20 protein-coding genes are annotated in these 24472 nt (G+C 55.2%); 14 read left to right on the top strand and 6 right to left on the bottom strand.

Annotated features, from left to right (window positions below; translation table 11 throughout):
• Positions 1-468 precede the first annotated feature (468 nt).
• From hemA to KRAC_RS59400, 7 genes are all read left to right on the top strand, one after another.
• Positions 469-1833 (top strand): glutamyl-tRNA reductase, encoded by a 1365-nt coding sequence (gene hemA / locus KRAC_RS59430; RefSeq protein ID WP_007923464.1) that lies wholly within the window; start codon positions 469-471, stop codon positions 1831-1833.
• Positions 1778-2731: a hydroxymethylbilane synthase gene (hemC, locus tag KRAC_RS59425; protein WP_052569449.1), complete on the top strand. Its 954-nt coding sequence runs from the start codon at positions 1778-1780 to the stop codon at positions 2729-2731. Before hemA ends, hemC begins: the two co-directional genes overlap by 56 nt.
• Positions 2724-3596: a uroporphyrinogen-III synthase gene (locus tag KRAC_RS59420; RefSeq protein ID WP_007923460.1), complete on the top strand. Its 873-nt coding sequence runs from the start codon at positions 2724-2726 to the stop codon at positions 3594-3596. Before hemC ends, KRAC_RS59420 begins: the two co-directional genes overlap by 8 nt.
• Before the next feature lie 53 nt (positions 3597-3649).
• Positions 3650-4426: a chlorite dismutase family protein gene (locus tag KRAC_RS59415; RefSeq protein ID WP_007923458.1), complete on the top strand. Its 777-nt coding sequence runs from the start codon at positions 3650-3652 to the stop codon at positions 4424-4426.
• A 108-nt stretch (positions 4427-4534) separates the two neighbouring features.
• A complete protein-coding gene (gene hemL, locus KRAC_RS59410; protein WP_007923456.1) occupies positions 4535-5851 on the top strand; it encodes a glutamate-1-semialdehyde 2,1-aminomutase in 1317 nt (438 codons plus the stop codon).
• A 20-nt stretch (positions 5852-5871) separates the two neighbouring features.
• Complete coding sequence (hemB, locus tag KRAC_RS59405; RefSeq protein WP_007923455.1) at positions 5872-6855, top strand: porphobilinogen synthase; 984 nt, start codon at positions 5872-5874, stop codon at positions 6853-6855.
• Between the two features lie 7 nt (positions 6856-6862).
• Positions 6863-8002, top strand: coding sequence for a M20/M25/M40 family metallo-hydrolase (locus tag KRAC_RS59400; RefSeq protein WP_007923454.1), 1140 nt, complete (start codon positions 6863-6865; stop codon positions 8000-8002).
• Positions 8003-8197: 195 nt separating this feature from the next.
• Here the strand turns inward: KRAC_RS59400 and KRAC_RS73455 are convergent, their stop codons facing one another.
• Positions 8198-8365, bottom strand: coding sequence for a hypothetical protein (locus KRAC_RS73455; RefSeq protein WP_007923453.1), 168 nt, complete (start codon positions 8363-8365; stop codon positions 8198-8200).
• A gap of 473 nt (positions 8366-8838) precedes the next feature.
• Between KRAC_RS73455 and KRAC_RS59395 the strand changes: the two genes are divergently transcribed.
• Positions 8839-10821: a glycoside hydrolase family 15 protein gene (locus KRAC_RS59395; protein WP_007923452.1), complete on the top strand. Its 1983-nt coding sequence runs from the start codon at positions 8839-8841 to the stop codon at positions 10819-10821.
• A 210-nt stretch (positions 10822-11031) separates the two neighbouring features.
• Positions 11032-12234 (top strand): class I SAM-dependent rRNA methyltransferase, encoded by a 1203-nt coding sequence (locus KRAC_RS59390; protein ID WP_007923451.1) that lies wholly within the window; start codon positions 11032-11034, stop codon positions 12232-12234.
• A 21-nt stretch (positions 12235-12255) separates the two neighbouring features.
• On the opposite strand, the gene KRAC_RS64850 is transcribed toward KRAC_RS59390, so the two are convergent.
• Positions 12256-12978, bottom strand: a complete 723-nt coding sequence (locus KRAC_RS64850) for a histidine phosphatase family protein (protein ID WP_007923450.1) — start codon at positions 12976-12978, stop codon at positions 12256-12258.
• An 861-nt stretch (positions 12979-13839) separates the two neighbouring features.
• On the opposite strand from KRAC_RS64850, the gene KRAC_RS59380 reads away from it, so the two are divergent.
• Positions 13840-14304, top strand: coding sequence for an SRPBCC family protein (locus KRAC_RS59380; protein WP_007923449.1), 465 nt, complete (start codon positions 13840-13842; stop codon positions 14302-14304).
• A gap of 58 nt (positions 14305-14362) precedes the next feature.
• Complete coding sequence (locus KRAC_RS59375; protein ID WP_007923448.1) at positions 14363-15196, top strand: class I SAM-dependent methyltransferase; 834 nt, start codon at positions 14363-14365, stop codon at positions 15194-15196.
• Between the two features lie 70 nt (positions 15197-15266).
• Here KRAC_RS59375 and KRAC_RS59370 read toward each other — a convergent pair whose 3' ends face one another.
• Entirely contained in the window at positions 15267-15701 is a 435-nt protein-coding gene (locus KRAC_RS59370) for an SRPBCC family protein (RefSeq protein ID WP_007923447.1), read from the bottom strand.
• A gap of 576 nt (positions 15702-16277) precedes the next feature.
• Between KRAC_RS59370 and KRAC_RS59365 the strand changes: the two genes are divergently transcribed.
• Positions 16278-16751, top strand: coding sequence for a response regulator (locus tag KRAC_RS59365; RefSeq protein ID WP_244422665.1), 474 nt, complete (start codon positions 16278-16280; stop codon positions 16749-16751).
• Positions 16752-17276: 525 nt separating this feature from the next.
• A complete protein-coding gene (locus KRAC_RS59360) occupies positions 17277-18386 on the top strand; it encodes a hypothetical protein (RefSeq protein ID WP_157508372.1) in 1110 nt (369 codons plus the stop codon).
• Positions 18387-18449: 63 nt separating this feature from the next.
• Here KRAC_RS59360 and KRAC_RS59355 read toward each other — a convergent pair whose 3' ends face one another.
• Positions 18450-19124: an HD domain-containing protein gene (locus KRAC_RS59355; protein WP_007923443.1), complete on the bottom strand. Its 675-nt coding sequence runs from the start codon at positions 19122-19124 to the stop codon at positions 18450-18452.
• Positions 19114-22020, bottom strand: coding sequence for an ATP-binding protein (locus tag KRAC_RS59350; protein ID WP_007923442.1), 2907 nt, complete (start codon positions 22018-22020; stop codon positions 19114-19116). The genes KRAC_RS59355 and KRAC_RS59350 overlap by 11 nt, the downstream gene beginning before the upstream one ends.
• Positions 22021-22258: 238 nt before the next feature.
• Between KRAC_RS59350 and KRAC_RS59345 the strand changes: the two genes are divergently transcribed.
• Positions 22259-23203, top strand: a complete 945-nt coding sequence (locus KRAC_RS59345) for a DUF1464 family protein (protein ID WP_169461085.1) — start codon at positions 22259-22261, stop codon at positions 23201-23203.
• Here the strand turns inward: KRAC_RS59345 and KRAC_RS59340 are convergent.
• Positions 23135-24379 carry a YihY/virulence factor BrkB family protein gene (locus KRAC_RS59340; RefSeq protein ID WP_007923440.1) on the bottom strand — a complete coding sequence of 415 codons (1245 nt, stop codon included), beginning with the start codon at positions 24377-24379 and terminating at the stop codon, positions 23135-23137. The genes KRAC_RS59345 and KRAC_RS59340 overlap by 69 nt on opposite strands.
• Positions 24380-24472 lie beyond the last annotated feature (93 nt).

Raw genomic sequence — 24472 nt, 5'->3', positions numbered from 1 at the left:
ACTTGTACGCTAAAAACTAAAAAACAAAATAAATATACAAAGAGGCAAAAATGTCTCTTTCTGCATTTTTTAACGAATTTAAAGAACATTGTCAATAAATGTCAGTGGTAATGGGTCGACTCTCCTAGTTTCTGCCAGGCAAATAGGCTTGCTTGTATGGTTACTCGTTATATAATGTGCAGGTTTGGGATTTGACCTTTCGCGTCTACGGTGCTCGCTCTGGTTGCTACTGTGGTGCTGGTGGGCAGCCGCAGACTGCCTACCAGCACCACAGTAGCAACTGACCCTCTTCTACTCTCTCTAGCAAGAGGCTTCACGCGCTTGATGCGGGTCACGTCGATGGCGCCCACCTGAGAAAAAATAAGGGATTTTACCGATAGGAGATAGTGCTAATAGGACTTGACGATTTTCTGAAATTCGCTAAAATCTACATAGACACTTAAATTTTTTGAGATTTCTGAGGTTTTCATGGATATTGTTGTTGTTGGTGCCGATCACACGACAGCACCTATCGCGTTGCGTGAGCGTCTTTCATGCTCAGCGCGCCAGGTTCCTCAGGTCCTGAGTGCGGCGCGCCAGATTTCACAAGAGAGTATGCTGATTTCAACCTGTAACCGCATTGAGCTTTACGCTGTATGTGAGGATAAAAAGCAAGGAATTGCCGACTTATTGCGTGTATTAAGTGAGTCGCGGGAGGTGGCAGGCGAGGAACTCCTCGAGCACTGCTACACTTTCACCGGCCAGGAAGCCGTAACCCACCTCTTTAGCGTGGCTTGTGGTCTTCGCTCTCTCGTTCCCGGTGAACCTCAGATTCAAGGACAGGTCGTAGATGCGCTGGAGATTGCGCAGGGGGCTGGCCTGAGTGGCCCCATCCTCTCGGCGCTTTTTCGTGCCGCAATCACGACCGGGAAACGTGCGCGCAATGAGACAGGTATCAGCCGCAGTGCCACCTCTCTTAGCCATGTTGCCGTGCAGCTAGCACGCCATCTCTTTCCCCGGCTTGAGGAGGCGGCCGTTTTATTGGTTGGCTCGGGCCAGATGAGTGAACTGGCGGCGCGCAATCTCTATGACAATGGGGCGCATAATTTGACGATTGTCAATCGCACCTACGCGCACGCCACGGAACTGGTCGAGACGATAGGCGCGAAACATCGCACCTTTGCTGAGCTACTCCCCGCGCTGGTAGATGCCGATGTAGTAATTAGCTCGACGAAGGCTCCGCGCGCCCTTATTAACTTGGATATGATGCAGCAGGTCATGGCCAGGCGCGCTGGTCGCCCGCTCTTGCTGGTTGATATCGCGCTTCCTCGTGATGTCGAACCCGGAGTCGCCGACCTGCCTGGTGTACATCTTTATAATATAGATGATTTGCAGTCTGAGGTGGACAGAGGTATTCATTTGCGTTGGCAAGAGGCCGAGCACGTACGCACAATTATCGCACAAGAGGTCGAGGCCTTTGAACGCTGGCTCTCCTCGTTGAGCGTGGTTGGCACGATTAGCGACCTGCGCAAACAGGTTGAGGTGTTGCGCCAGCAGGAACTTGCCCGTACATTACGCCAGCTCTCCGCCTCGCTCTCGGAGCGAGAGGTGGCGGCTATTCAAGAATTAACCCATCGCCTTGTCAATAAAGTTTTGCATACACCGACTTTACGCTTGAAGGACGCGGCAGCGGGTGGACAGGGGCATGTCTACGCCGAAGCTATGCGCTATCTCTTTGCTTTGGAAGATGATAATAATGAAACGAATCACGATCGGAACGCGAGCAAGCAAGCTCGCCATGATACAGACGCAGTGGATCATCGAGCGGATACATCAGCAGTGGCCAGGCCTTGAAATTGCGATTGAGCAGATTCGCACCACAGGCGACCGGGTGACGAGTGTGCCGCTCTCGCGCATTGGTGGCGACGGTGTATTTGTCACTGAAATTGAGAGTGCGCTTCAGGAGCGGCGTATCGATATCGCGGTGCATAGCCTGAAGGATCTGCCAACCGCGCAGCCAGAGGGACTCTGCGTGCTTACGCCAGGACCACGCGAGGATGTGCGCGATGTGCTCGTCTCAAAGGGTGATCTACATATTTCGGCGCGGGGTACACTGGAAGGGATAACGCCTGGGCGCGCTCCCCGCATCGGCACCTGTAGTTTGCGCCGTACCGCACAGATTCGTCATCTCTGCCCCGACGCGGAGATCCTCTCTCTACGTGGGAACGTCGATACACGCCTGCGCAAGCTTGAGGCGGGTGAGTATGATGCGATCATCCTGGCGGCAGCGGGACTACATCGTCTGGACCTGCAAGGCACACTAGAGGGGAAGCTCAGTTATTTCCCAGTTGCGCAGATGCTGCCCGCGCCAGGGCAGGGTGCGCTGGGCCTGGAGATTCGCGACGAGCCAGCTTTCCGTGAACTACTGGCACCTTTGCAGGATCGGAACGTCCAGGCCGCAACGAGCGCCGAGCGCATGTTTATGCGTCGCCTGGGCGCGGGGTGTTATCTCCCGGTCGCGGCCCACGCTCATATCATTGATGAACGCCTGGTGTTGCGCGGACTGGTAACGAGCCTGGATGGGCAGCGACGGATTCTCGTGCAGCAGGAGACAGGTTGGAACGCATATGCCTTCCTGGAGAATGCCGAGCGTCTAGGTATCGAACTGGCTGAGATAGCGCTGGCGCAGGGCGCGCACGATATTATCGCGGAGCTGGATGGGAGTCGTGTGCAGGAGCAGCAACATGTCTGAGATGCAGGCGGTCACTCAATCTCTACAGGGCCAGCGTATTCTGGTTACGCGTACACGCGAACAGGCATCAGTCTTTAGCGAGCGGTTGCGCGCTTTGGGAGCGCTGCCTATTGAGTTTCCCACCATTCGTATTGAGCCACCCCAGGACTGGAGCCAGCTCGACGCCGCGCTACACCGCCTGTATGCTGCTGAGCAGTCCCTGGCCTATGATTGGCTGATCCTGACCAGTGCGAATGGCGTCTCCATCTGTATGCAACGCCTGCGCGCCCTGGGCCTGGAAACCGCGCGCTTACGCGAGGTCTCGCCCGGGCTACATATTGCCACCATTGGACCCGCAACAGCCGCGACCTTGCAGGATTATGGCCTGCATGCGGACCTCGTGCCAGAAGAATATGTGGCCGAGGGCGTCATTGCGGCCATGCACGAGTGGGCGCGGCAAAAGGAGCTCTCTCTACAGGGCCAGCGTATTCTGTTGGCGCGGGCCGCCGAGGCGCGTAAAGTGCTGGTGGTCGAGTTGGAGCAGGCGGGGGCGCAGGTAGATGAAGTGCCGGCCTATTATACCAGGCCGGTCGCGAGCGATGATGAGCAGGGACGCGAGATTCTGCGTCGCCTACAGCGTCATGAACTGGACGTCCTGACCTTTACCAGCTCCTCGACGGTACGTAACTTTGTGTCCTGGCTCAACTCATGCACGCAGGGTGTAGGCCTGGACGCTACGGAACTGCTCGCGGGTGTGCGCATCGCCAGTATCGGCCCCATCACATCCCAGACCGCACGCGACCTGGGTCTGCATGTCGACATCGAGGCCCAGACCTTTACGATTGATGGCCTGGTAGAGGCTATCAATCACGCTGTGAGTGCTTAAGCTATATTTTTGCTTTTTTTACTGAAATAATTCATGATAGAGGAATAAACGTTATGGCAGAACAGACAACTGAGATCACACAACCAGTACAGCACGAGACGCGGGAGACGGCTCCCGCAGCCGCGCCCGCCCAGCCCAAACCCAAACAGCCACGCCAACTGGTACGGTTCACCTTCTACAAACTGGATCAGCAGTGGCAATTGCTGCCCGCCGAGGTGCGCGAGCAGGGTAAGCGTGAGCTTAAGCGCATTGTTGATGCCTACTCTGAGCGTGCGTTGATCCGTAGTTATGGCCTCTACGGTGTGCGTTCCGACTGCGACTTTATGCTCTGGACCGCAACCTACGAGGCTGAGGATCTGCGCTGGCTGAGCAGCCAGATTCGTCGTAGCCCGATGGGTCCCTACCTGCGCGAGGCGCAGGCCTTTCTGGCCATGACCAAGCGTTCGGTCTATGTGGGGAAAAACGCGCGTGGCGCGCACGATCCACGCCTGGTGATCTCGCCCGAGGATAGCAAGTACCTCTTTGTGTACCCCTTCGTCAAGACGCGCCCCTGGTATATGCTCTCGCTCGAAGAGCGCAAGCGCATGATGAACGAGCATATTCGTGTGGGCCTGAAATATCCGCAGATCAAACTCAATACCACCTATTCCTTCGGTATCGACGATCAGGAGTTCGTTGTCGCTTTCGAGTCGGATAGCATCGCTGATTTCCTCGACCTGGTGCAGGAACTGCGCGAGACCGAGGCTAGCCAGTACACCCTGCGCGATACTCCCATGTTTATGTGTGTCCTGGAGGAGATCGACCAGATTCTCGACGCCATTGGTGCGTAGAACACGAATAAAAATAGAAGGGGACGTGGTGTGGTATTGTAACCTGCTACTGGCGTACGCGGCTACAATACCACACCACGTCCCATGTGTAGAGAGAGGAGCGTTAACATGAGTCAGCAGAGCGCGAGTGAGCGCAAGCTCAATTTGTCCAGGTCGCGTGCGCTCTTTCAGGAGGCACAACAGGTCATGCCCGGTGGCGTCAATAGCCCGGTGCGTGCCTTTCGTGGGGTAGGCGGAGAGCCGGTCTTTATTGAGCGAGGTGAGGGCGCCTACCTCTATGATGTCGACGGCAATCGCTATCTCGATTTTGTTCAGTCCTGGGGGCCGATGATTCTTGGCTTTGGCTATCCCAGCGTGCTTGAGGCGGTGACTGAGGCCAGCAAACGAGGCTTTACCTTTGGCGCCCCAACTCAGGCTGAGACCGAATTGGCACGCCTGGTGATCGAGAGCGTCCCCTCGGTTGAGATGATCCGCTTCGTCAATTCCGGTACTGAGGCCACTATGAGCGCGCTCCGCGTCGCACGTGCCTACACGGGTCGCAGCAAGATCGTCAAATTTACCGGCTGCTACCATGGACACGCGGATATGCTGCTGGTACAGGCTGGCTCGGGTGTGGCCACGCTGGGCCTGCCCGATAGCCCCGGTGTGCCCAGCGAGACCACGGCCAATACCCTCTCGGTTCCCTATAATGATAAAGAAGCGATCAAGCAAGTTTTTGAGACGTATGCCAATGAGATTGCGGCGGTTATTGTCGAGCCTGTCGCGGCCAATATGGGCCTGGTTCTCCCGGTCCCAGGATTTCTGGAGTTGCTCCGCGAGCTTACTGCGAAGCATGGCGCCCTGTTAATCTTCGACGAGGTCATGACAGGTTTCCGTGTGGCGCTGGGTGGCATGCAGGAACGTGTCCAGATCACGCCTGACCTGACCTGCTTTGGCAAGATTATCGGCGGTGGTCTTCCTGTGGGGGCCTATGGTGGGCGACGTGAAATTATGCAGGTGGTCGCGCCGTTGGGTCCCATGTACCAGGCGGGCACACTCTCGGGAAATCCTCTGGCGATGGCCGCGGGTATCGCGACTCTAAAAGAGCTGCGTAAGCCGGGCCAGTATGAGCTATTAGAGCAGAAGAGCCAGCTCCTGGGCGAAGGCATCGCGCGTGTTTTGCACGATACTAATAGTGATGCCCAAATAGTACGTATCGGCGCCATGTTCTGCCTCTACTTTACCCGCGAGCCAGTTCACAACTACGCGGACGCCAAACGCGCCAGTGCTGAGCGCTTCGCCAGCTACTTCTGGGAGATGTTGGAGCGAGGTTACTACTTGCCGCCCTCGCAGTTTGAGTCTTGCTTTCTCTCACTAGCGCAAGAAGAGGCGCATTTGCAGGAGATGGTGCAGAGCATCGAGACCGTATTACGTCAGCAAGCATAGAAAAGGGAGCCCTGGGTACAATGACAGCCAATTTTCCGATTGTTCGCATGCGCCGGACGCGCCAGAACGAGGCGCTACGCTCCATGGTGCGTGAGACTCATTTACAGACCAGCCAGTTGATTTATCCACTCTTTATCGCGGAAGGTCTCACGCAGCCAGAGCCTATCGCATCTATGCCTGGCATTGTGCAGTGGCCGCTAGAGCTGCTGGAGCAAGAGGCGAAGCGTCTGGTACAACTGGGGATCCCCGCGGTCCTGCTCTTTGGCATTCCCGCGGAGAAGGACGCCGTTGGCTCACAGGCTTATGCTGAGCAAGGCATTATCCAGCAGGCCATTCGCCTCCTCAAGGCCACCGTTCCAGAGCTGCTCGTGATTACGGATGTCTGTCTCTGCGAATACACCGACCACGGGCATTGTGGTGTCATCCATAATGGGGATGTCCTCAACGACGAATCGCTAGAGCTGCTGGCGCGTATGGCGGCCTCGCATGTCGAGGCGGGCGCGGATATTGTTGCTCCCTCGGATATGATGGATGGACGCGTGGGAGCCTTGCGCCATGTGCTCGATGAGCAAGGATACAAGCAGACTCCGATCATGGCCTATTCCGCCAAATTCGCCTCCGCCTTCTATGGTCCCTTCCGCGAGGCGGCGGGTTCAACTCCGCAATTTGGGGATCGGCGCTCATATCAGATGGACCCGGCTAATGCTCGCGAGGCCTTGCGCGAAGTGGAACTGGATATTCGTGAGGGTGCCGATATCGTCATGGTCAAGCCCGCGATGGCCTATATGGACGTCATTCACCGGGTGCGTGAGTCTTGCGACTTGCCGCTTGCTGTCTATAATGTGAGTGGTGAATACTCTATGATCAAAGCCGCCGCCCAGCAGGGCTGGATTGACGAGCGGCGCGTGATCATGGAGGTACTGACAGGATTGCGGCGTGCTGGCGCGGACATGATCATCACCTACTTCGCGCCAGAGGTCGCACAATGGCTCAAGGAGGCGTAGAGGACTCATGACACTCTCAAAAGACGAACTGGAGCGTATGCGAAACCTGGCGCGCGAACATGTCGAAGAGGTCGCCACGCTCACGCAGCGCATCTGTAGAGTGCCTGCCCCCACCGGCAGCGAGCAGCAACGGGCCGCATTTGTAACCGGGCTGTTTGAGGAGCGTAGCTATCAATGCGAGCACGACGAAGTCGGCAATGTGTACGTGCGACGCGGGCGAGGGACTGGCCCCGTCTTGCTGCTGCTGGCGCACCTGGACACGGTCTTCCCCCAGGACACGCCGCTCAACGTTCGTCGCGAGGGTGACGTACTCTATGGGCCTGGTATTGGCGATAATAGCCTGAGCGTGGCCTCTATGCTTACGCTGCTCAAGATGCTTGATCTGCTCAAGCAGGAGACACCCATCGATATCGTGGCAGTCGCGAATGTGGGTGAGGAGGGCCTGGGCAACTTGCGTGGAGCCAGGGCGGCCGTCGAGCGTTATAAACAGCAACTGGGAGCTGTGATCGCCATCGATGGTAACCTGGGTTATATCGTGAATGAAGCCGTGGGTTCGCTGCGCTGGCGCATTACTGTCAATGGTCCTGGCGGCCATTCCTATGGTGCCTTTGGGCGTCCCAGCGCCATTCATGGCCTGGCGCGTATTATCGCGCGGATCTCCGAGATCCAGGTGCCAAAAGATCCCAAGACCACCTATAACGTGGGGGTTATCGATGGAGGTACATCAGTCAATACGATTGCCGCCAGTGCCTCGGCTCTGCTAGATATGCGCTCCACAGATGTGCAGGCGCTAGACCGGCTTGCCAACGAGGTGCGAGCTATCGTCAAGACCGCGCCTGGCGAAGGACTCCAGGGCGTGATTACCATCATTGGTGAGCGGCCAGCGGGAAAGATCGCGTCTGACGCTCCGCTTGTGCACCTGGCGCAAGAGGCTCTGCGTTGGATTGAGATCGAGCCGCGCCTCGTGGCCTCCAGTACAGACGTCAATATACCCTTGAGCCAGGGGATACCCGCCGTATGTGTAGGCGTCTCACAGGGCAGGCAGGCCCACACGCTTGAGGAGTGGGTCCCCGTGGCCCCGATTGCAGATGGCCTGGCCCAGCTCCTCTACCTGATCACCCACGCCTGTGAACAACTCGCACGCTAAAGCTAACACAAGAGAACACCCTGGATTCGCAGTATTTCTAGTAAGTAATGTAGGAATGAGCCCCGATAGCCTTCGGCTATCGGGGCTCATTCCTACATTACTTACTAAGCGAGCGCGCAGGCGCGAGAACTAGGAAAGATGGGGGATGATAGCAAGGAGCGATGTTTGCGGCTCTGCCAAAAACATCACTCCTTGCTATCTTAAAGTACGCGCCGTACGACCGGCGAGAAAATGGCAGAGGCCAGCGAAAAGCAGAATTTTACTGGCATTGCCCCGCAAACTTGCCAGAAAGCCGAGTGTGAGACCCAGTGTCAGGCCGATGCGTCCCGCGGGATGGCGAACCATTTGTGCTAATATCTGCATACAAACTCCTCAAATTATGGTATCTTTGGCGTAACTTCTTCCTTGAGTGATACGTGGAAGACTATTAAAACGTGGAGATGCCCTGGTACCTAAATGTGGCCTCCTATATGCTCTATTGGAGAAGAAATTAGAGTGCTCGGGTGTTATTACTGATACGAGTAGTATACATGCCTGGCTCTAAAAAGGGGGTGAAATATGGTGACATATATATAATCTTTTTTTTGTCATTTTTATATATGTGTCATTGGTTTTGAGAGGGCATGGCGACGGACCTTAGCAACTTGCCGGGGGGGATGATGAGCCATAAAAAAAACTTATGGGAAAATCTGTTACTATTCTTCGGGGTCCTGCGTCTAACCCTGATATAAGGCTCCAATCAGGAGTTCTAAGGGCTTTCTAATAATAAACTTAGTGAATTTTAAGGATGTTGGCGAACAGTTCAACGCCGAACAGTTCTAGGAAGTATAGTCTAAATGGTTGGGATGACCGAATTCAATCGCACTTATCTACCAATTAATTCATACGGAGTCATTGGCGATTGTCACTCAGCCTTGTTGGTCGCGCCCGACGGGTCAGTTGACTGGGGATGCCTGCCAGACTTCGATAGTCCAGCCATCTTCTGTCGTTTGCTCGACCATGAGCATGGTGGCTACTTTCAAATCGCCCCCTCCGAGCCTATGCCGGGGGCCCAGCGCTACCTCAGAGGTAGCAATGTCTTGCAAACCCGTTTTACCAGTACCATTGGCGAACTGCTCCTGACCGACTTTATGCCGGTAGAAACCTTGCGCGCCTGGCCGTACCAGGGGATGAATAATAATACCTGGACGCGTGAAGATGGCTCATGCCACTGCATGGTGCGTATTGCCGAATGCACACATGGCGAGATGTCTGTGACCATGACACTCAAGGTTAGTCCAAATTATGCTGCCTCGCCCAGCGAGATCAGCCTGGTCCCCGGGAACAAAGGCGTTCTCGTTTCAGGTGGGAACCAGTACGTTGGCCTGGCGATTATTGGCGCGCACCTGCATCCATCCTTAACGCTGAATGTCGTACAGGACGCAGAAGACAGGCATCCCTCAGTCGTATTGAACGTGACGCTCTCAGAGGGCGAGCGCTTGCTATTCGCGGTGGGTATGGGCCGCAACATGCAGGCGACGCGAAGACTGGTCGAGGGCGAGCTGCACCAACGCAATTTTGATTCTGAACTGGCACATACCCTGCATTGCTGGCGTGAGTGGCTCTCGACCTGCAACTATCGTGGCCCGTACCGCGAGGCGGTGGAGCGGAGCGCGCTGGCCTTAAAGATGATGACCTATGCCCCCACAGGAGCCATTGTCGCGGCCCCCACGACCTCGCTGCCCGAGCATATGGGTGGGGTACGCAACTGGGATTACCGCTATACCTGGCTGCGGGACGCGACCTTTACGCTCTATGCCCTGAACGTCCTTGGCTTTACCGACGAGGCACGCGCCTTTACGCACTGGCTCAGGCGCCTCACATACGCGGATGGCGAGTCGCTGCAAATCATGTATGGTATCCGTGGCGAGCGTGACCTGGCCGAGCAAGAACTGACTCACCTGGAGGGCTATGCCGGTTCAAGCCCCGTACGCGTTGGCAATGGGGCCGTCAGGCAGAGACAGATGGATGTCTTCGGTGAGGTGCTGGACTGTATCCACCTCTACCGGCGCCAGGGCAGCTTTGAGCGCTATGGCGAGACACTGGATGGTCCGCTATGGAAGCTAATGCGCGACCTGGTGGAGCATGTCTGTGCGCACTGGCAGGACCCCGATAGCGGCATCTGGGAGATCCGTGGCGATGACCGGCACTATGTCTATTCCAAGGCGATGTGCTGGGTGGCTTTAGACCGGGGCATTCGTGCCGCGCAGCAACTCAACCTTGAAGCGGACCTGCCGCGCTGGCTGATGGTGCGAGACCAGATTCGTGCCGACATCCTGGCGAACGGTTATAACACGAGCGTCGGCGCGTTCACCCAATCTTATGGGGATACTGCCCTGGATGCCTCCAATCTCTTGCTGCCCTTGATCGGCTTTATCCCGCCCGATGATCCGAGAATGCGTTCAACCGTGGACCGTATCATTGAAGGCCTGACGGACGAGAATGGCTTTGTTTTCCGCTATACCTCCCATGATGGTCTCGCTGGTCACGAAGGGACATTTACCATTTGTACCTTCTGGCTGGTGGATAATCTCGCCATACAGGGCCGGGTCGACGAGGCACGCTCGCTCTTTGAGCGCTTGCTTAAATATGCTGGCCGCCTGGGACTCTTCTCGGAAGAGGTGGATGCCAATACCAGCAGCGCGCTGGGGAACTATCCCCAGGCCTTTACGCATATCGCGCTTATCAACAGCGCCTTTAACCTGCGTAAGGCTGAGATTCGTCAATCCGAGCATCATACAGATCCTTTGATTGCAGCCATTCGCTTGAACAAACAGTAACCCTGGTCTTTCTCATTGGTATTCTGGAAGCAAGTGTAAGACGGCTGGTATGCGTAACTTACCATAGGCATGAATGTGAGGGAGCAGTATTAATCTCCTTCACATTCATGCCTTTTTACATGAATGCTTTGTTCCAATTTAACGACTTCACTATGTATGCGATAATGGCAAGAACAATATGCACATAAAATAAGAGAGCGAGTTATATCAGTGTCATCTGTTCAATACCCTACAGCGAGTTTAAAGCCCCATCGTGACGAGAGCCTGCTTGGTGGTCACCTCTGGATCTTCTCTGGCGCCTTACAGCAGCCGCCACGCTGGGTCGAGCCAGGCGCCCTGCTGGACGTGAAGTCCTCGACAGGCCAGTTTGTGGCGCGCGGCTACTATAATCCCCAGACGGATATCGCGATCCGTATCCTGACACGCGACAATACAGAGTCTATCGATGGTGACTTTTTGCGTAAGCGTGTGCGCGAGGCACAGGAACTACGCAAGGTCTTTGTGCCGGGGGTGACCAATGCCTATCGCCTGATTCACTCGGAGGGAGATGGCCTGCCGGGCCTGGTGGTGGATCGCTACGCCGACATCCTGGTTGCCCAGGTGCATACCCTGGGGATGGATCGCCTGCTGCCCCAGGTGCTTGAAGCCTTGCTCGCGGAGACGGGCGCGCGCGGCATTCTCTTGCGCAACGAGAGTCAGGCACGTCGCCGCGAGGGTCTGGAGGTAGAGGAGCCACGCGTGGCAGCAGGGGAAGTGCCTCAGCAGATTGAGGTCGTTGAGAACGGCGTGCGCTTCATTGTTGATCTCTGGCGGGGGCAGAAGACGGGCTTTTTCCTGGACCAACGCGATAAGCGCGAGGCCTTGCGCAAATATGCGCGAGGTGGGCGCGTCCTCAATGGCTTCAGCTATAGCGGGGGCTTCTCGGTCTACGCGGCCCTGAGTTCAGAAGAGACGCAGACAGTGAGTGTGGATGTCTCAGCGCCCGCCATTGAGGCGGCACGCCAGCATTTTGCCCTGAATGGCCTGGATGCCAGCAAGCACGAGTTTCATACCGAGGATGTGTTTGAGTACCTGGAGCAGGCCGCAGAGCGTGGGGTGCGCTTTGACGTGGTCGTGCTGGACCCACCAGCCTTTGCCAAGAACCAGGGCGCGCGTACGCAGGCGCTTAAAGCCTACCGGCGTCTCAATATCCTGGGCATGCAGGTCTTGCGTCCAGGCGGGATTCTATTGACCTGTTCATGCTCTGGCGTGGTTGGTATGGATGATCTGCTGGGGGTCGTCTCCAATTGCGCCCAGCGGCAGAAGCGCACGGTGCAACTGCTGGAGTCCTATACCCACGGTGTGGATCATCCTACCAACCTGGCGATGCCAGAAACCAATTATCTCAAGTCCGTCTTTTGCCGGGTCCTTTAAGAAAGGGAGGTGATGCGGGTCCTAACGAACCTGCGTCACCTCTTCTGTCTCTGCTGACTGCTTCTTGAACTCGGGAACGGCAGGCACGAAGTTCGCGGCCTCGCCTGAGAGATGAGCACAGGCCGCCCACTGTACCAGCCTGCCCACGACATTGTGCTCACTGGTGGTGAGTTCGATCTCGCTAATTGAGCAGTTGTGCTTCTTGCCTCTGCGAATGGTTTCCAGGCTCTCGGGACCGCAGATCGCCGAGACGAGGGCGGTAAAAATGGCCGCGTGTCCGGCGATGGCGATCACGCGCCCCTGTTTGCCCCAGGTCACTTTATGCAAGCCCTGTTTGCCGCGCTCGGTCAGGGTCAGAAAGCTCTCTCCATTGGGGAAGCTGACGTCGAGGTGACCATGATACCACTGCGCCAGGATATTGTTATGATAGTCCCAGTTCTCAGCGGTGGGCGCGGCATCTTCGAGATCGCCCACATTTAGTTCGCGGAACTCTTCAAAGAGTGTGACTGGTAGATGATGCGGTTCAGCGATAATTTCGGCGGTTTCACGGGCGCGTTTGAGTGGCGAAGAGAAGAATTCATCGATATGCCATTCGTGCAGATGGGCGGCGGTTTGTTGTGCCTGGAGCACGCCCTTGGCCGTCAGCGAGTAGTCAACGCGTTTATATGAAAACTCTCCAGTCACGTTTGCGAGATTCTCTCCATGGCGAATAAGGTAGATGGTATTCGTATATTGCGTACTCATAATCTCCTAATATATTGTAAGGGGGTAGTTTTCAGGTACCTTCTTATAGAAGGGTCTCAGCGCCGAGTCCCGCACGGGCATGTGGTGGGCACCCGAATAGGCAAAAGGTCGGACAGCGCAATTGATGTCTTTTATACTATAATTCCAACGACATAACATTGTCTAGTGATTCTTGCGGTTTACTGGCCACTTGTTGTCACGAGGCAAGGCTTGCCCGTTGGCTTCGTGAGGTTCGCGCACAGAAGTAGTCTTGCTCTGTTCTGGCTTATGTAGAGATGCTAGAGCATAGTTGCTTGGTGTGTAGCAAGAGGAAAGAGTCGCGTCAGAGCGGAAAATAAGGTATGCTAGAGGAGGTCCGCACAGTTTGGCACATGGTAAGACGCTTCTGGCTAAGTGAGAGCGTGGCTGTTGCAGCAGTCCTTCGGGGCTGCTGAGGATTGAAACCTCGAAAAGCTGAGCGAATATGCAGATCAGGTTGAAGTTGCAGCAGTCCTTCGGGGCTGCTGAGGATTGAAACTACGTCAGGTCAGGCTGTTCCAAGATGGGGTTCGCGCAAATAGGTGCGCGAACCCCGACTGCATCTACCTTTACGTTGTGCGCGTTGCAGCGGCCCGCAGGGGTCGCTGAGGATTGAAACGTCTACGCGGTCCTCTGCCAGATCGGGAACCGTCGTTGCAGCGGCCCGCAGGGGTCGTTGTGGATTGAAACAAGAGGGGCCGCAATTGTTTGCGATCCAGAAAACGTTGCAGCGGCCCGCAGGGGTCGCTGAGGATTGAAACTCTGGTATCAAGGAGATGTGATATCATGATAATGATGCTCCGCTTGCGTGGCAAGTAGGAATTGCGGAAAGGATGGTGTGCTATGCAGTTTACTGGATCACAAACGATTGCTGCCCCGATTGAAAAGGTGTGGGCGTTTCTCTTAGATGTGAATAATGTGGCGAGCTGTGCGCCGGGCTTTCAGAGCCTGGAGCAACTGGGCGAAGAGCATTGGAAGGCCCTGATTTCGGTCGGTGTGGGACCCGTCAAAGCCAAGTTTAACCTGGATGTCACGCGCCCGGAGAAGCGCGAACCCGAATTTATGGCCGTCAAGGCACGTGGCAAAGCACCTGGCAGCGCAGTCGACCTCGCGGGCGATATGCAGTTAAGCGCCATCGATGCCAATCAGACGAAGATGGACTGGAATGCTCAGGTGACGATCAGTGGCTCTATTGCCAGCGTCGGCGCGCGCCTGATCAATGGCACCGCCGAGAAGATGACCAACCAGTTCTTTAGCTGTCTCCAATCCAAGCTCCAGGAGCCACAGGCCGCCTCGGCTGGCGAGTAAGCCCGGTAACGTAAGATCCATAGCCTGACTGGCGAGCCTCTCAGGGGAGGAAGAAACAATGCAAACGGCGCTTGCGCGCTGGCAAGAGATCCTGACAGCGAGAGCACGTCAGATGGATGAGGCATATGCTCGTCTGGGGCGTTCCAGCGCCGACTTCTGGGATCGGCGTGCATGCAACTACCATCGCTCAAGCCAACGAGTTCAATCCGATAACCCGTTGCTGCTGCGAATGAGCGAGGTGCTTACGCCTGAGAGCGAGGTGCTGGATGTAGGCGCGGGTACCGGGCGTTATGTGCTGGCCCTGGCTCCGCTGGTGAAGCATGTCTACGCGGTCGAGCCAAACGCAAGTATGTTGAGCTATTTACAGGCGGATGCGCGGGCCAGGGGGATCACGAATATCTCGTCGATAGCCAGCATATGGCAGGAGGCTGATCCCACTCTGCGCGCGGATGTTTCGCTGTGCAGCCATGTGCTCTACCCTATTCTCGACCTGGGCCGCTTCCTCACCAAGCTGCATGCAGCGACGCGGCACACCTGCTTCCTCTTCATGCGTGCCACCTCCTTTGATGAGATTAGCGATCCCCTGTGGCGCCATTTTCATGGCGAGGCGCGTTGCCTACCCCCTGGCTATATCCACGCGCTGGATGTCCTCTATGAGATGGGCATCTATGCCAATGTAGAGATTGTGTCCACCACGCAAAGTATGCGTTTCTCCTCGCTTGAGGAGGCTGTTGCAGAGATGCGCGAGCAGTTGATTCTGCCTGAGAATCCCCAGGTCGAGAAAGAACTTCGGGGCTTACTGGCGTCCTGGCTGGTGGCGCAGGAAGGTATGCTGATCTTCCCGCTACCCCAGATGCCCAATGCCATTATTTCCTGGCGCATTGATAACTAAGCGAGAAAACGCAAAGCGGGCGCCTCGTCTTCAAACGAAGAAGGGGCGCCCGCTTGTTGAGTTTGCGAAATTACGCGATATTGTTATCCAGGTTCTTGAAGATGGTGTTCAGGGTGCTGTTGACTACGCCCTTGCCGATGGGATTGTTCGCCATCGCGACCGCGCCTTCGAGTTCCGCGTTGGCCTCATACGCCAGCACGGCGCCGCCGGGCTCGTCGGAAATATTGATCTGGCAGACGCCATTGACCGAGCCACCGGCGCCCCGGCGCTGGATCTGAAGCTCAATGAAGTTGGGTTCCTGAACGCGGGTGATGTTGATGACCACCGCGTAGGGACCCTTCAGTCCGGGGATGGGTGTCGTCACAAATGCCTTGATGCGGTTCGCGTCGAGGAACTCAATCGACTGGCAACCAGGGATGCTGGCCTGGAGGACGGAGGGATTGAGAATGCCCTTGAAGACCTGCGAGCTGGAAGACTTGAACTTGTGTGTACCACTAAGTTTCATGCGAGAAAAACCCTTCCTTAGAACAAATATTGTTGATAGCGTCTTGATGCGCTTCTGCAATATGCATGTGTTTGCATGTACGATCTAATAGATCAGGCCCTATTGTACCGACTTCTCATGCGACTTTCAAGAAGTTAGCCTCTTTTCCTATTCCTTCCCCTTCGCGCCTGCGGCGCTCAGGGGTAAAGTGTGGCGTTGTGGCGCGCGGGCATTACCCTGGCACATCGTTAAGGAGACTCACGCCAATAACCTGACCAACTTTTGCCGCTATCTATCCGTGCCAAGCGGCATACAAGCGTTCTACCGGTCAGGTTATTGGCGTGAGAGCCCTAAATCGTACACGTGGAGCGGGGGGTTATCATCTCCCTCAAAGAGGCCTCTTTTCACAATCCGCTTAACAGCACTCATCATGCAGTTAATGGTGTTAGGGGAGATGTCAGCAGAGAGCACAAGGACATCATGCCAGAGGGGAGGGCTACTGTGCTAGGCACACAGCTAACATACGAGAGGCTTGCTCCTGTAGATCAGTTTAAAGTCCTTCTTTACAGAGTTACCAAAATATGACCATCAAACGTGATGACCAAGGAATTGAAGGCAAGACAAAGAGGCAAAGCACATACTCAAGAGGAGAGTAATAAAAACATGGGAAAGAAAATATTAGTAATTAATGACACTCAGTACATACTTGAGATGTTTCGTTTACTATTAGAGCCTGAAGGCTATGAAGTGCTTCTCTCCGCTTTGCCTATGCAAAATATGAAAGAGGTAGAGCGGGTCAAACCAGACCTTATCATTCTCGATATCATCTTTGGCAACCAAAAAAGTGGTTGGCAAATGTTGCAATTGCTTAGGATGTACCCTCCCACTGCACGTATCCCTATTATCGTGTGTAGCGCTGCTGTAACTGAGGTCATGGAACAAGAAGGATTTTTAGTCTCTCAGGGGATAAAAATAGTATACAAACCCTTTGACGTAGAAACCCTCTTTGGGGCAATAGCACAAACATTTAAAATGGGCGAAGCAAGCATACAAAATAAGCAGCAATCATAAAGCTCTTATGCCCTCGTTGAGAGGGAGCAATCTGTTAAATGTGAGGGGCTCCCAAAGAGGGCGGCTATCTTTGTTGGAGAGGACAAATTGATAACCAGGGCTTACTCATACAGATAAACCAAAGACGCAGAGAATGGCATCGTAGCCCATCATAAAGGTCATCCATGCCTCTCGAATGGATATCCTCTATCTTCTATGAGGTCTATAAATTACATTCAATATGCAAATTTGGGATTTTGAAATGTATGGAAAGTAGATTATCCAAATGTGCTATCTGCATAATTTTTGCAAATCTTTTGTGGAATATGTGTTATACTGCATCTATACGTTCCAACCTGTATCGTATAATCCTAAAAACTTTTGGGAGCAGCGATGTCTTTGCATAGAGAACAAGTAGAAACAACGAACCAAGATTGGCATACTTATGTGGCGAGAGAGAGGTATAATCTTTCGGCCTCTATTGAGCAGACATTCTATGAGAAATCTGTGGCTGCTGGCCGAGAGCGGGAGGGGGTAGATGGGAAAGTGAAGAACTCGAGTCATACCATCTATGGCAAAACGCTGATTCCACCTCGTATTAGCTTGCAATCGCGCCTGGCACCGGCCTTTTACCGTAGTAATCTGGGCGAGGAACCCGCGGCCACGCAGACCAATGTGGCCCTCATGGCCCTGGGTGAAAATGGCGAACTGAAGGCGAGTTCTGAGAATAACCTGCTGACCCGCTTCGCGCGGCGTGTCACTTCATCGCTGGCGGCTATCGGTTTCTACAAGCGGAGCGGTACACCTCCAGAACCAGGTGATTATAGAAATACTGCTGCTAGCAATACTGCAAATGTTGTGGTTAACACGATTTCTGCGCAAGAGACGCTTGATTTTCCATCGATACCGGCATCTTTTCATGATGGCATGCCGATTATGAATGAGATGAGAGAGGCGTCGCATATTGCGGACCAGATGACCATACCGCCGCTAGAGCAAATGTTTGACACGCCCTGGAATGAAGCCTTTCGCCCATTGCCATCTTCGATGGGTTCATTCTCGGCCTCCATGACGAGCATCAGTTCCTCCATGGGAGGCGTTGCCGTCTCGCAGACGGGCAGGGGCAGGTATCGCCTGGCTGGCCACACTACCAAAATTCATTTGCAGGCCGCCTCACCTGCGGCTATGGCGAAGGTGACCCTGGCCTCTACTCAGATCCCGCTTTCACCCACAGCTCCCCGTGTTCCCATTGCCGGGACGCGCCGCAAGGAGAGCGTGAGCGCCTATATGCCAGCCGTGCAGAAGGGAAGCGAGAAGCGTGCAAGTGAGGACGCCATGGCTACACACGCACCTGGTCTCTTGCCCGACACTCCCATGGAGATGATGCGTAATAGCGCTTACCTTACGGCCCTGAAACCAGTGCAGACAGCACGCCAGACGAAGAACACGGGGAGTGGCGTCTTTGAGAGCGCTCAGCGCGACGTCACCATCAATCATGAGCAGGTCAGTGCCACCAGTACGGTCCTGGTCACGTTGACATCTGACCCTGGCCCGGTGGTGGTGCATTTCGTCACGCTCCAGCCCGGCGTCGGCTTCACCGTCCACCTAACGGCTCCCGCATCCAAACAAGCAACCTTTAACTATATCGTCCTTTAAAAAAGAGAGCTATAAAGATACAGGATGTGGAGGTACCATACGGTACCTCCACATCCTGTATCTTTATAGCTCTCCTTGTACTTCCTGGCGCAGGCGCTGGAAGAAGTTTTCCATATAGTCAAAGCGCTCCTGTGCCAGTTCGCGGCCAGTCGCGGTCGTCATGCGCTGGGGCATGGCATCGAAGAGCAGTTCAAACTCGATGCTTGGCGAATAGTCGGGGCGCCGACGGAGCTTGCGGACGAGGAGGGGATCGACGGGCTGACTGACCTCGGGGGGAACCTCTGAGTAGACCTTCTGGTTGTATCGTCCCGTAATGCAGAAGAGGCGCGCGATCCCAATTGCGCCTAGACAATCAATCTTATCTGCGTCATAGAGGATACGTCCTTCGAGGGTGCGCGGAATCTGGCCCCCTGTCATGCGATGGTCGCGAATGGCCTGCTGGACCAGGGGAATGCTCTCCTGGGGGAAGTGGGTATGCGCGAGCAGGTCGGCGGCCATGTGCGCGCCTATCTCGGCATGGTCGCCACCATGCAGGCGTTCGCGCTCCTGCCCGATATCGTGAAATGCGACCGCGGCCCAGATAACGGACAGGTCACCACCCTCCCTGGCTTGAATCGTCTCTGCCAGGGACATGACACGAAGTAGGTGGTCAAAATCATGTGATGCATCCTTACACTCTTCTTGTTCCAGTACCTCCCTGGCGCGTTCCACGATCCAGGAGCGAAGTTCAGGCTTCAATGATGTCAGATCTTTCTACTAAGGGTAAGGTGAGAATAAAACAACTGCCCTCGCCCGGAATACCACTACTCTCGACGCAGATATGCCCACCATGCAGGCTCAGAAATTGCGCCACGACATACAGCCCCAGGCCCACACCCCTGGTCTTGTTCCCTTCGATATTGGGGGCGCGATAAAAGCGCTCGAAGAGGCGTGCCTGGGCATCGAGGGGGATGCCAATGCCCTGATCTTGTATGCGTATCTCTACAAAGGGATCCCCGCTGGCGTTAGGTGTCTGCTGCAAGGTAACAGTAATAGATCCTCCGAACGGACTGTATTTTATCGCATTTTGCAGGAGGTTCGCAAAGACCTGGGAGAGGCGGGCGCTATCACCCAGGATGAGGTAGGGGTGCGCGCCTGTTTGAACCTGGCAGGTGATGGTATGCATGGGCGAGGTCATAGCATGCTCGGCGACCGTCCGCTCAACGATACGCTGGACATCAAGTTCTTCTGTATTGAGCACGATCTGGCCCCGATTGAGGCGCGTTACCTCCAGGAAGGTATTGACGATGTTAGTGAGTTGATGGCCCTGTTGATCAATCGTGGCGATGCTCTCATGCAATTTGTCCTGGAGCACTGGCTCAAGTTGATGCTTGCGGAGCAGGCGCGCCATCATCTGGCTATGGGCGACGATAATGGTGAGCGGCGTGCGAAACTCATGGGCAGTAATATCGAGAAATTCGTCTTTCAGATCGTTTGACTGGCGCATAAGCTCCTCACTGGTGCGGGCGAGGGTTGCCTCCTTTTGCCAGTGCATCTGCTCCATGGCTAGGCCCGCGAACTGCGCGATACCTTCGGCGACCGCGAGATCCCAGACATTAAAGACCGGGTGGCGCAGGGGACGTGTCGCGCCCTCCTGTGGATGCTGCTCCCTGCGCAGCGTGGTCGAGCGGTCGAGCAGAATAACCCCGTGGAGGTCGTTATGATGCATAATGGGAGCCGCGATGAGCATGGTCTCGGCGAAGGGATTAGGCTGCTCCGGGCATTGTTCTGCGCTGACCTGGAGCGCGTGCCCGGCCAGCAGGTGTTCCCGAAATCCCGTGTACTGTCCTTCTGTTGGCATAAGCCAGGTTTGTTGCTCTTGCTGCCAGAGCTCCTCCTCCTCTGGAGCGAAACCAATGGAGAGATAGGGTTCAAATACATGCTGCTCCTGGTTGTAGAGCTGGACCATACCGCGATCACAATGCAGCGAAGCCAGGGTTTTTCCCAGCAGGCTCTGTAGCATATCGTGAAGGTTCGTCAGGCCCGAAACCGCCTCGGCGGCATGGAGCATGGTATCCAGTGCGCGCCGGACGCGCCGTTCGCTGCGTATCTGTTCGCTGATATCCCGAAACGCGCTGACGATGCCAATCTGTTGCTGTTGATCGTCTAGGAGCGGCTCGACATTGATCTCCATGGTACGCTCGGAGCCATCGGCGCTTGTCGTCACATAGCGCTCGCCACGGATATACTCGCCACGCAGTGCGCGTACAATCGGGAAGCGCTCAGGTGGGATGGTTTTGCCGCGCAAGGTTGAAATATGTCGATGTTGAAGGAGCTTGGAGAGGTCAATTTGCGCGTCAAAAGAGGTTTCCAGGTAGCGCCTGGCCATATGGTTGCTGAGAATGGTCTCCCCTTGCATACCCAGGACCAGGATGCCCTCGCTCATGGCGTTGAAGATAACATCAAGTGTATTGGCGCGTTCATTCGCCAGGGCGGCGGCCTGGCGGGCCTCCTGCAAAATATGATCTTTCTCGATGGCCAGGGCACACTGAGCCGCGATATCCAGGGCAAAGGCGCGATATCCCTGCGAGGGGGCACGTGCATGCAGGGGAAAGCCAATCAAGGCCAGTCCCAGGCATGAGGTCTCGCCTCGCGCCGTCCGCCGACTATGCTGGCGGGGAAGATTCCCCATCAAGGGAGCCACGAGGACCTGCTCAAAACCAAGTTGCTGAAACCAGGCACGCTCATGTGGAGTGGCCTGATCGGAGGGAATAAAGTAGGTCTTCCCCGTTGTGGCCGCTTGCTGACAGTGAGATAACGCTGGCAGGTGTGGGCCTTCGTTGGGTGTTGAGGCGGTTGACTCGCCCTGGCTCATCACGCTCAGGGTCATGTCCTGGGAGAGAAGCGCAATGGCCGCCTTGCCCGTACCAAAGCCCTGTTGGAGGTGCTGTGTGGCAATATGCAAGACAGTCGCCAACTCCTCACCGGAGTTGACGGCCATAGCGACCTGGTAAATAGAGCGGGCGCGCTGGATCAGGCGTTCGGCGCGCTTGCGCTCACTCTGTGCTTGCTGATAGAGGCGAGCATTATGAATGGTGAGCGCAGCTTGCTGGCCGATGGCGCGTGCCAACTGCTGTTGTTCCGCGCTAAAAAGCGTTTCCTGCTGGGGATTATCGAGCGACATGATGCCTACGGGTTTGCCTTCACGCAAGAGCGCGATCAATAGGATCGAGCGCACCAGAAATTTATCGGCGAGCAGGAGCATGTGGGAACTGGATGTACTGGCGAGATCGCTAAGTGCCAGGCAGGGTTGTTGTTGTACGAGGTGTTGTACAATAGGATCATGAAAGGGAAAGCGACTTCGGTGCCAGACGTGGTCGGCGGCCTGGAGCGCCTTCGGCGGAAAGTTTGAGGCGTTCAGGTGATAGGCTGAGGGGAGAAAGGACATCTGGGCTTCGTCGAGGAGCCAGACCGCGCAGCGCTGCACTTCGCACACTTCTGTGGTACGGCGCACGAGTATCTGTAAAATATGGGTCGGATCCAGCGAAGAGGCTAGCAGTTCTGAGAGTTCGCGCAACAACTCGCTCTCGCGCAATGCGTTTCTCAGTCGAATGTGCTCTTCATTACTTGTCGATATAGATTGCTCTCCAGGCATACTTGCGACCTCTTCCGAAGCTACATGGACCTCAAAAAAGCACGTGCATTCCCACTACACTCTGTCACTAGAACCAGGAGTTCATCGGCGACATTGGGTGAATGAGGCATCTCATCTAATTGAGTGAAAGTGTAACAGATTCTTACAGGTTACGTCAAGGAAAACGAAGGAATACAGCATTGGACGCGCTGCGTGTTTCAAGGTGTTGTGTTCACACATGGGAGATGAATTGAAGAGCATGAATATAAGCCTGGGTCTTGAGTATCGCCATGGTGATTGGCGTCTCTGCGTGTTGGAGCAGGGAAAGCCCATAGAGTACAGATCCTTCGCCACGGGCGAGCTGCTCGCCGAGTATATATCGCGTCTCTGTGCCTGCTATCCCGAGCCAGCTCTGGCCCTGGCATCTCAACTAGAAACGGGCCTGTGTCCTTTAGCTACGTTTGAGCAGGAGACACAGGCACCCCTATCACTCTGTACCGCAGCTAGCGCTGAGGAGCACGATGCGCTACAACGCTTTCTCGTCTCGTTAAGCGCCTACAATAACCATAGCTACTGCCTGCCGAGTGTGCGTTACTTGTCGAACGTGCCGGCTTTTCGCAAGCGTTATCGCTCCCAGATGGGCGGATCTGATCGCCTCAGTGTGGCGGCGACCTTGCTCTACCGTATGCGCCAGCGTGAGGCGGTCTGGCCAGAGATGCGCTTCCTCTTGCTTGACATGAGCAGTACAGCGCGTCATATTACGGTGATCTATGATGGGTGTATCATCGATGATTATGGCGAGAAGCCGCTCACCTATTTCTCGCCCGAGCAGGCTGAGAGCGAGGAGCTAGCCATAGCGCTGGAAGAGGATCTACGCCAGGACCTCGCAGCGCTTATAGCTATCCACCACATCGAAGATATCGTGTTGCTGGATCGAGGCTATACGCTTGCGGGATCAACAGCCACGGTGCCACTGGTAAACGAAAAGATGCTCGCTCGCCTCGGGGATCTCTACCAGGTCTATGGTTTTCCCCGTGAGGCAAGCGAGCCTGAAGGTTTTGAGTGTGCGCTAGGAGCCGCGCTTCTCGCCGATGGTCTGGATGGACAGGGACTCGCGGCCGAGGTTACTGAGCATCTAATGTCTCTGGCGCAGGCGGAACCATTCGAGCAAGACCGCGACGATGGAGCCAGCGGCCACCTGTAGGATCATGCCCCTCCTGGTTGGTTTGGCTGCGGGGGCTTTTCCGGCTGAACCGTGTTGCAGGTAACCTGGCGTCTGGTAGATTTTCTCCTGGTTGCGGTGCTGGTTCTGCTCCTCCTGTTTCCGCGCTTCTGCGACATGCTGGCGGTCGGCAAGCTCGGTGGCTTTGATATCTACAATTGCCTCAGCTTCTTTCTCTGGAATGTCTTTATTGAGCTTGCCCGCCATGGTGCTGACAAACGTTACCAGGTTGTTGGGGAGAGGGCGTACGCCTTCGCTAAAGAAGGCATTGATCTCGCCACCAATCATCAGGATCATGGCGAAATAGTAGAAAAAGATCAAGAAAATGATCGCGAAGCCCACCTGGCCGGTATAATTGCCCAGGCCAAAACGCGCATAGATTGGGAAGAGTGCCAGGAAAAGAGCCAGGGCAATCGACGCGCCAAGCGCGCCCTTCCAGCTATTCTTCCAACTGATATGTTGATTGGGGACGATAACGTAAATGGCTTCGAAGAGTATAAAGCCTACCAGGATGCTACCGCCAAAACCTGCCAGGTACGAGAGCACAGGGTTTGCGGCGATGGTTGATACAAAGGGAATGCTCTTCAATGCCGGGTTATTTTGCAGTAATCCGAGTATAAGGGTGGGGAGCGACGAGGCAAAGACCATGATGGGGATGAGAAAGACAAAGATCAGTACCATGCCTATGGCGACCAGGCGCTGGCGTATCATAGGGCGTGGCCGTACGTGGTAGACAATATCCAGGCAGTTCTCTATGGTCACAAACAGGTTGGAGCCGTTGAAAAGTGCCAGCACCACGGCGATAATCGTCAACCAACCGGCGTTTTTCTGCAGTTGCGTAATCGCCAGGCTGAGCGCAGCCTTGTTCGACCCTGCGATTGGGAAGAAGCTTGTTGCTTGGTTAATAAGTTGCTGTGTATCGGTGACACCACCCAGGGCAAAACCAAGGATGGCGATCAAGGCAATGGCGATAGGCACTATCGACATCAGAATGTTATAGGCCAGCAGGCCCGCCAGGCCCGACGACCAGTCGTTATTAAATTTGGTCAGGAATTCGCGGAAGGTCTTGCCGCCCGCTTCCGCCTCGCGGAGGAGGTGCTGTGTCGCGCTCTTTTTCTTGTGCGCCCCACTCTCCATATTGCTTATGCCGCTTGCCATAATTGCATCTCCCGTTGGATACTATACAGTGATCGATCTGCTATCCGCATTTTCTAAAAGATAAAGGAAACACAAGAAAAAGGATCTTATCTT

Origin of the sequence: Ktedonobacter racemifer DSM 44963, from assembly GCF_000178855.1 — a bacterium.
Lineage (GTDB): Bacteria > Chloroflexota > Ktedonobacteria > Ktedonobacterales > Ktedonobacteraceae > Ktedonobacter > Ktedonobacter racemifer.
This window is presented reverse-complemented; position numbering and strand designations above follow the sequence as displayed.

What these genes read in the sequence shown, in the direction of transcription:
- KRAC_RS59370 (WP_007923447.1), bottom strand. Translation starts at nt 15,701, where the DNA reads ATGAAACTTAGTGGTACACACAAGTTCAAGTCTTCCAGCTCGCAGGTC.
- KRAC_RS59420 (WP_007923460.1), top strand. Translation starts at nt 2,724, where the DNA reads ATGTCTGAGATGCAGGCGGTCACTCAATCTCTACAGGGCCAGCGTATT.
- KRAC_RS59400 (WP_007923454.1), top strand. Translation starts at nt 6,863, where the DNA reads ATGACACTCTCAAAAGACGAACTGGAGCGTATGCGAAACCTGGCGCGC.
- KRAC_RS59380 (WP_007923449.1), top strand. Translation starts at nt 13,840, where the DNA reads ATGCAGTTTACTGGATCACAAACGATTGCTGCCCCGATTGAAAAGGTG.
- KRAC_RS59345 (WP_169461085.1), top strand. Translation starts at nt 22,259, where the DNA reads ATGAATATAAGCCTGGGTCTTGAGTATCGCCATGGTGATTGGCGTCTC.
- hemA (WP_007923464.1), top strand. Translation starts at nt 469, where the DNA reads ATGGATATTGTTGTTGTTGGTGCCGATCACACGACAGCACCTATCGCG.
- KRAC_RS59365 (WP_244422665.1), top strand. Translation starts at nt 16,278, where the DNA reads ATGACCAAGGAATTGAAGGCAAGACAAAGAGGCAAAGCACATACTCAA.
- KRAC_RS64850 (WP_007923450.1), bottom strand. Translation starts at nt 12,978, where the DNA reads ATGAGTACGCAATATACGAATACCATCTACCTTATTCGCCATGGAGAG.
- KRAC_RS59340 (WP_007923440.1), bottom strand. Translation starts at nt 24,379, where the DNA reads ATGGCAAGCGGCATAAGCAATATGGAGAGTGGGGCGCACAAGAAAAAG.
- KRAC_RS59415 (WP_007923458.1), top strand. Translation starts at nt 3,650, where the DNA reads ATGGCAGAACAGACAACTGAGATCACACAACCAGTACAGCACGAGACG.
- hemC (WP_052569449.1), top strand. Translation starts at nt 1,778, where the DNA reads ATGATACAGACGCAGTGGATCATCGAGCGGATACATCAGCAGTGGCCA.
- KRAC_RS59395 (WP_007923452.1), top strand. Translation starts at nt 8,839, where the DNA reads ATGGTTGGGATGACCGAATTCAATCGCACTTATCTACCAATTAATTCA.
- hemB (WP_007923455.1), top strand. Translation starts at nt 5,872, where the DNA reads ATGACAGCCAATTTTCCGATTGTTCGCATGCGCCGGACGCGCCAGAAC.
- KRAC_RS59375 (WP_007923448.1), top strand. Translation starts at nt 14,363, where the DNA reads ATGCAAACGGCGCTTGCGCGCTGGCAAGAGATCCTGACAGCGAGAGCA.
- KRAC_RS59350 (WP_007923442.1), bottom strand. Translation starts at nt 22,020, where the DNA reads ATGCCTGGAGAGCAATCTATATCGACAAGTAATGAAGAGCACATTCGA.
- KRAC_RS73455 (WP_007923453.1), bottom strand. Translation starts at nt 8,365, where the DNA reads ATGCAGATATTAGCACAAATGGTTCGCCATCCCGCGGGACGCATCGGC.
- hemL (WP_007923456.1), top strand. Translation starts at nt 4,535, where the DNA reads ATGAGTCAGCAGAGCGCGAGTGAGCGCAAGCTCAATTTGTCCAGGTCG.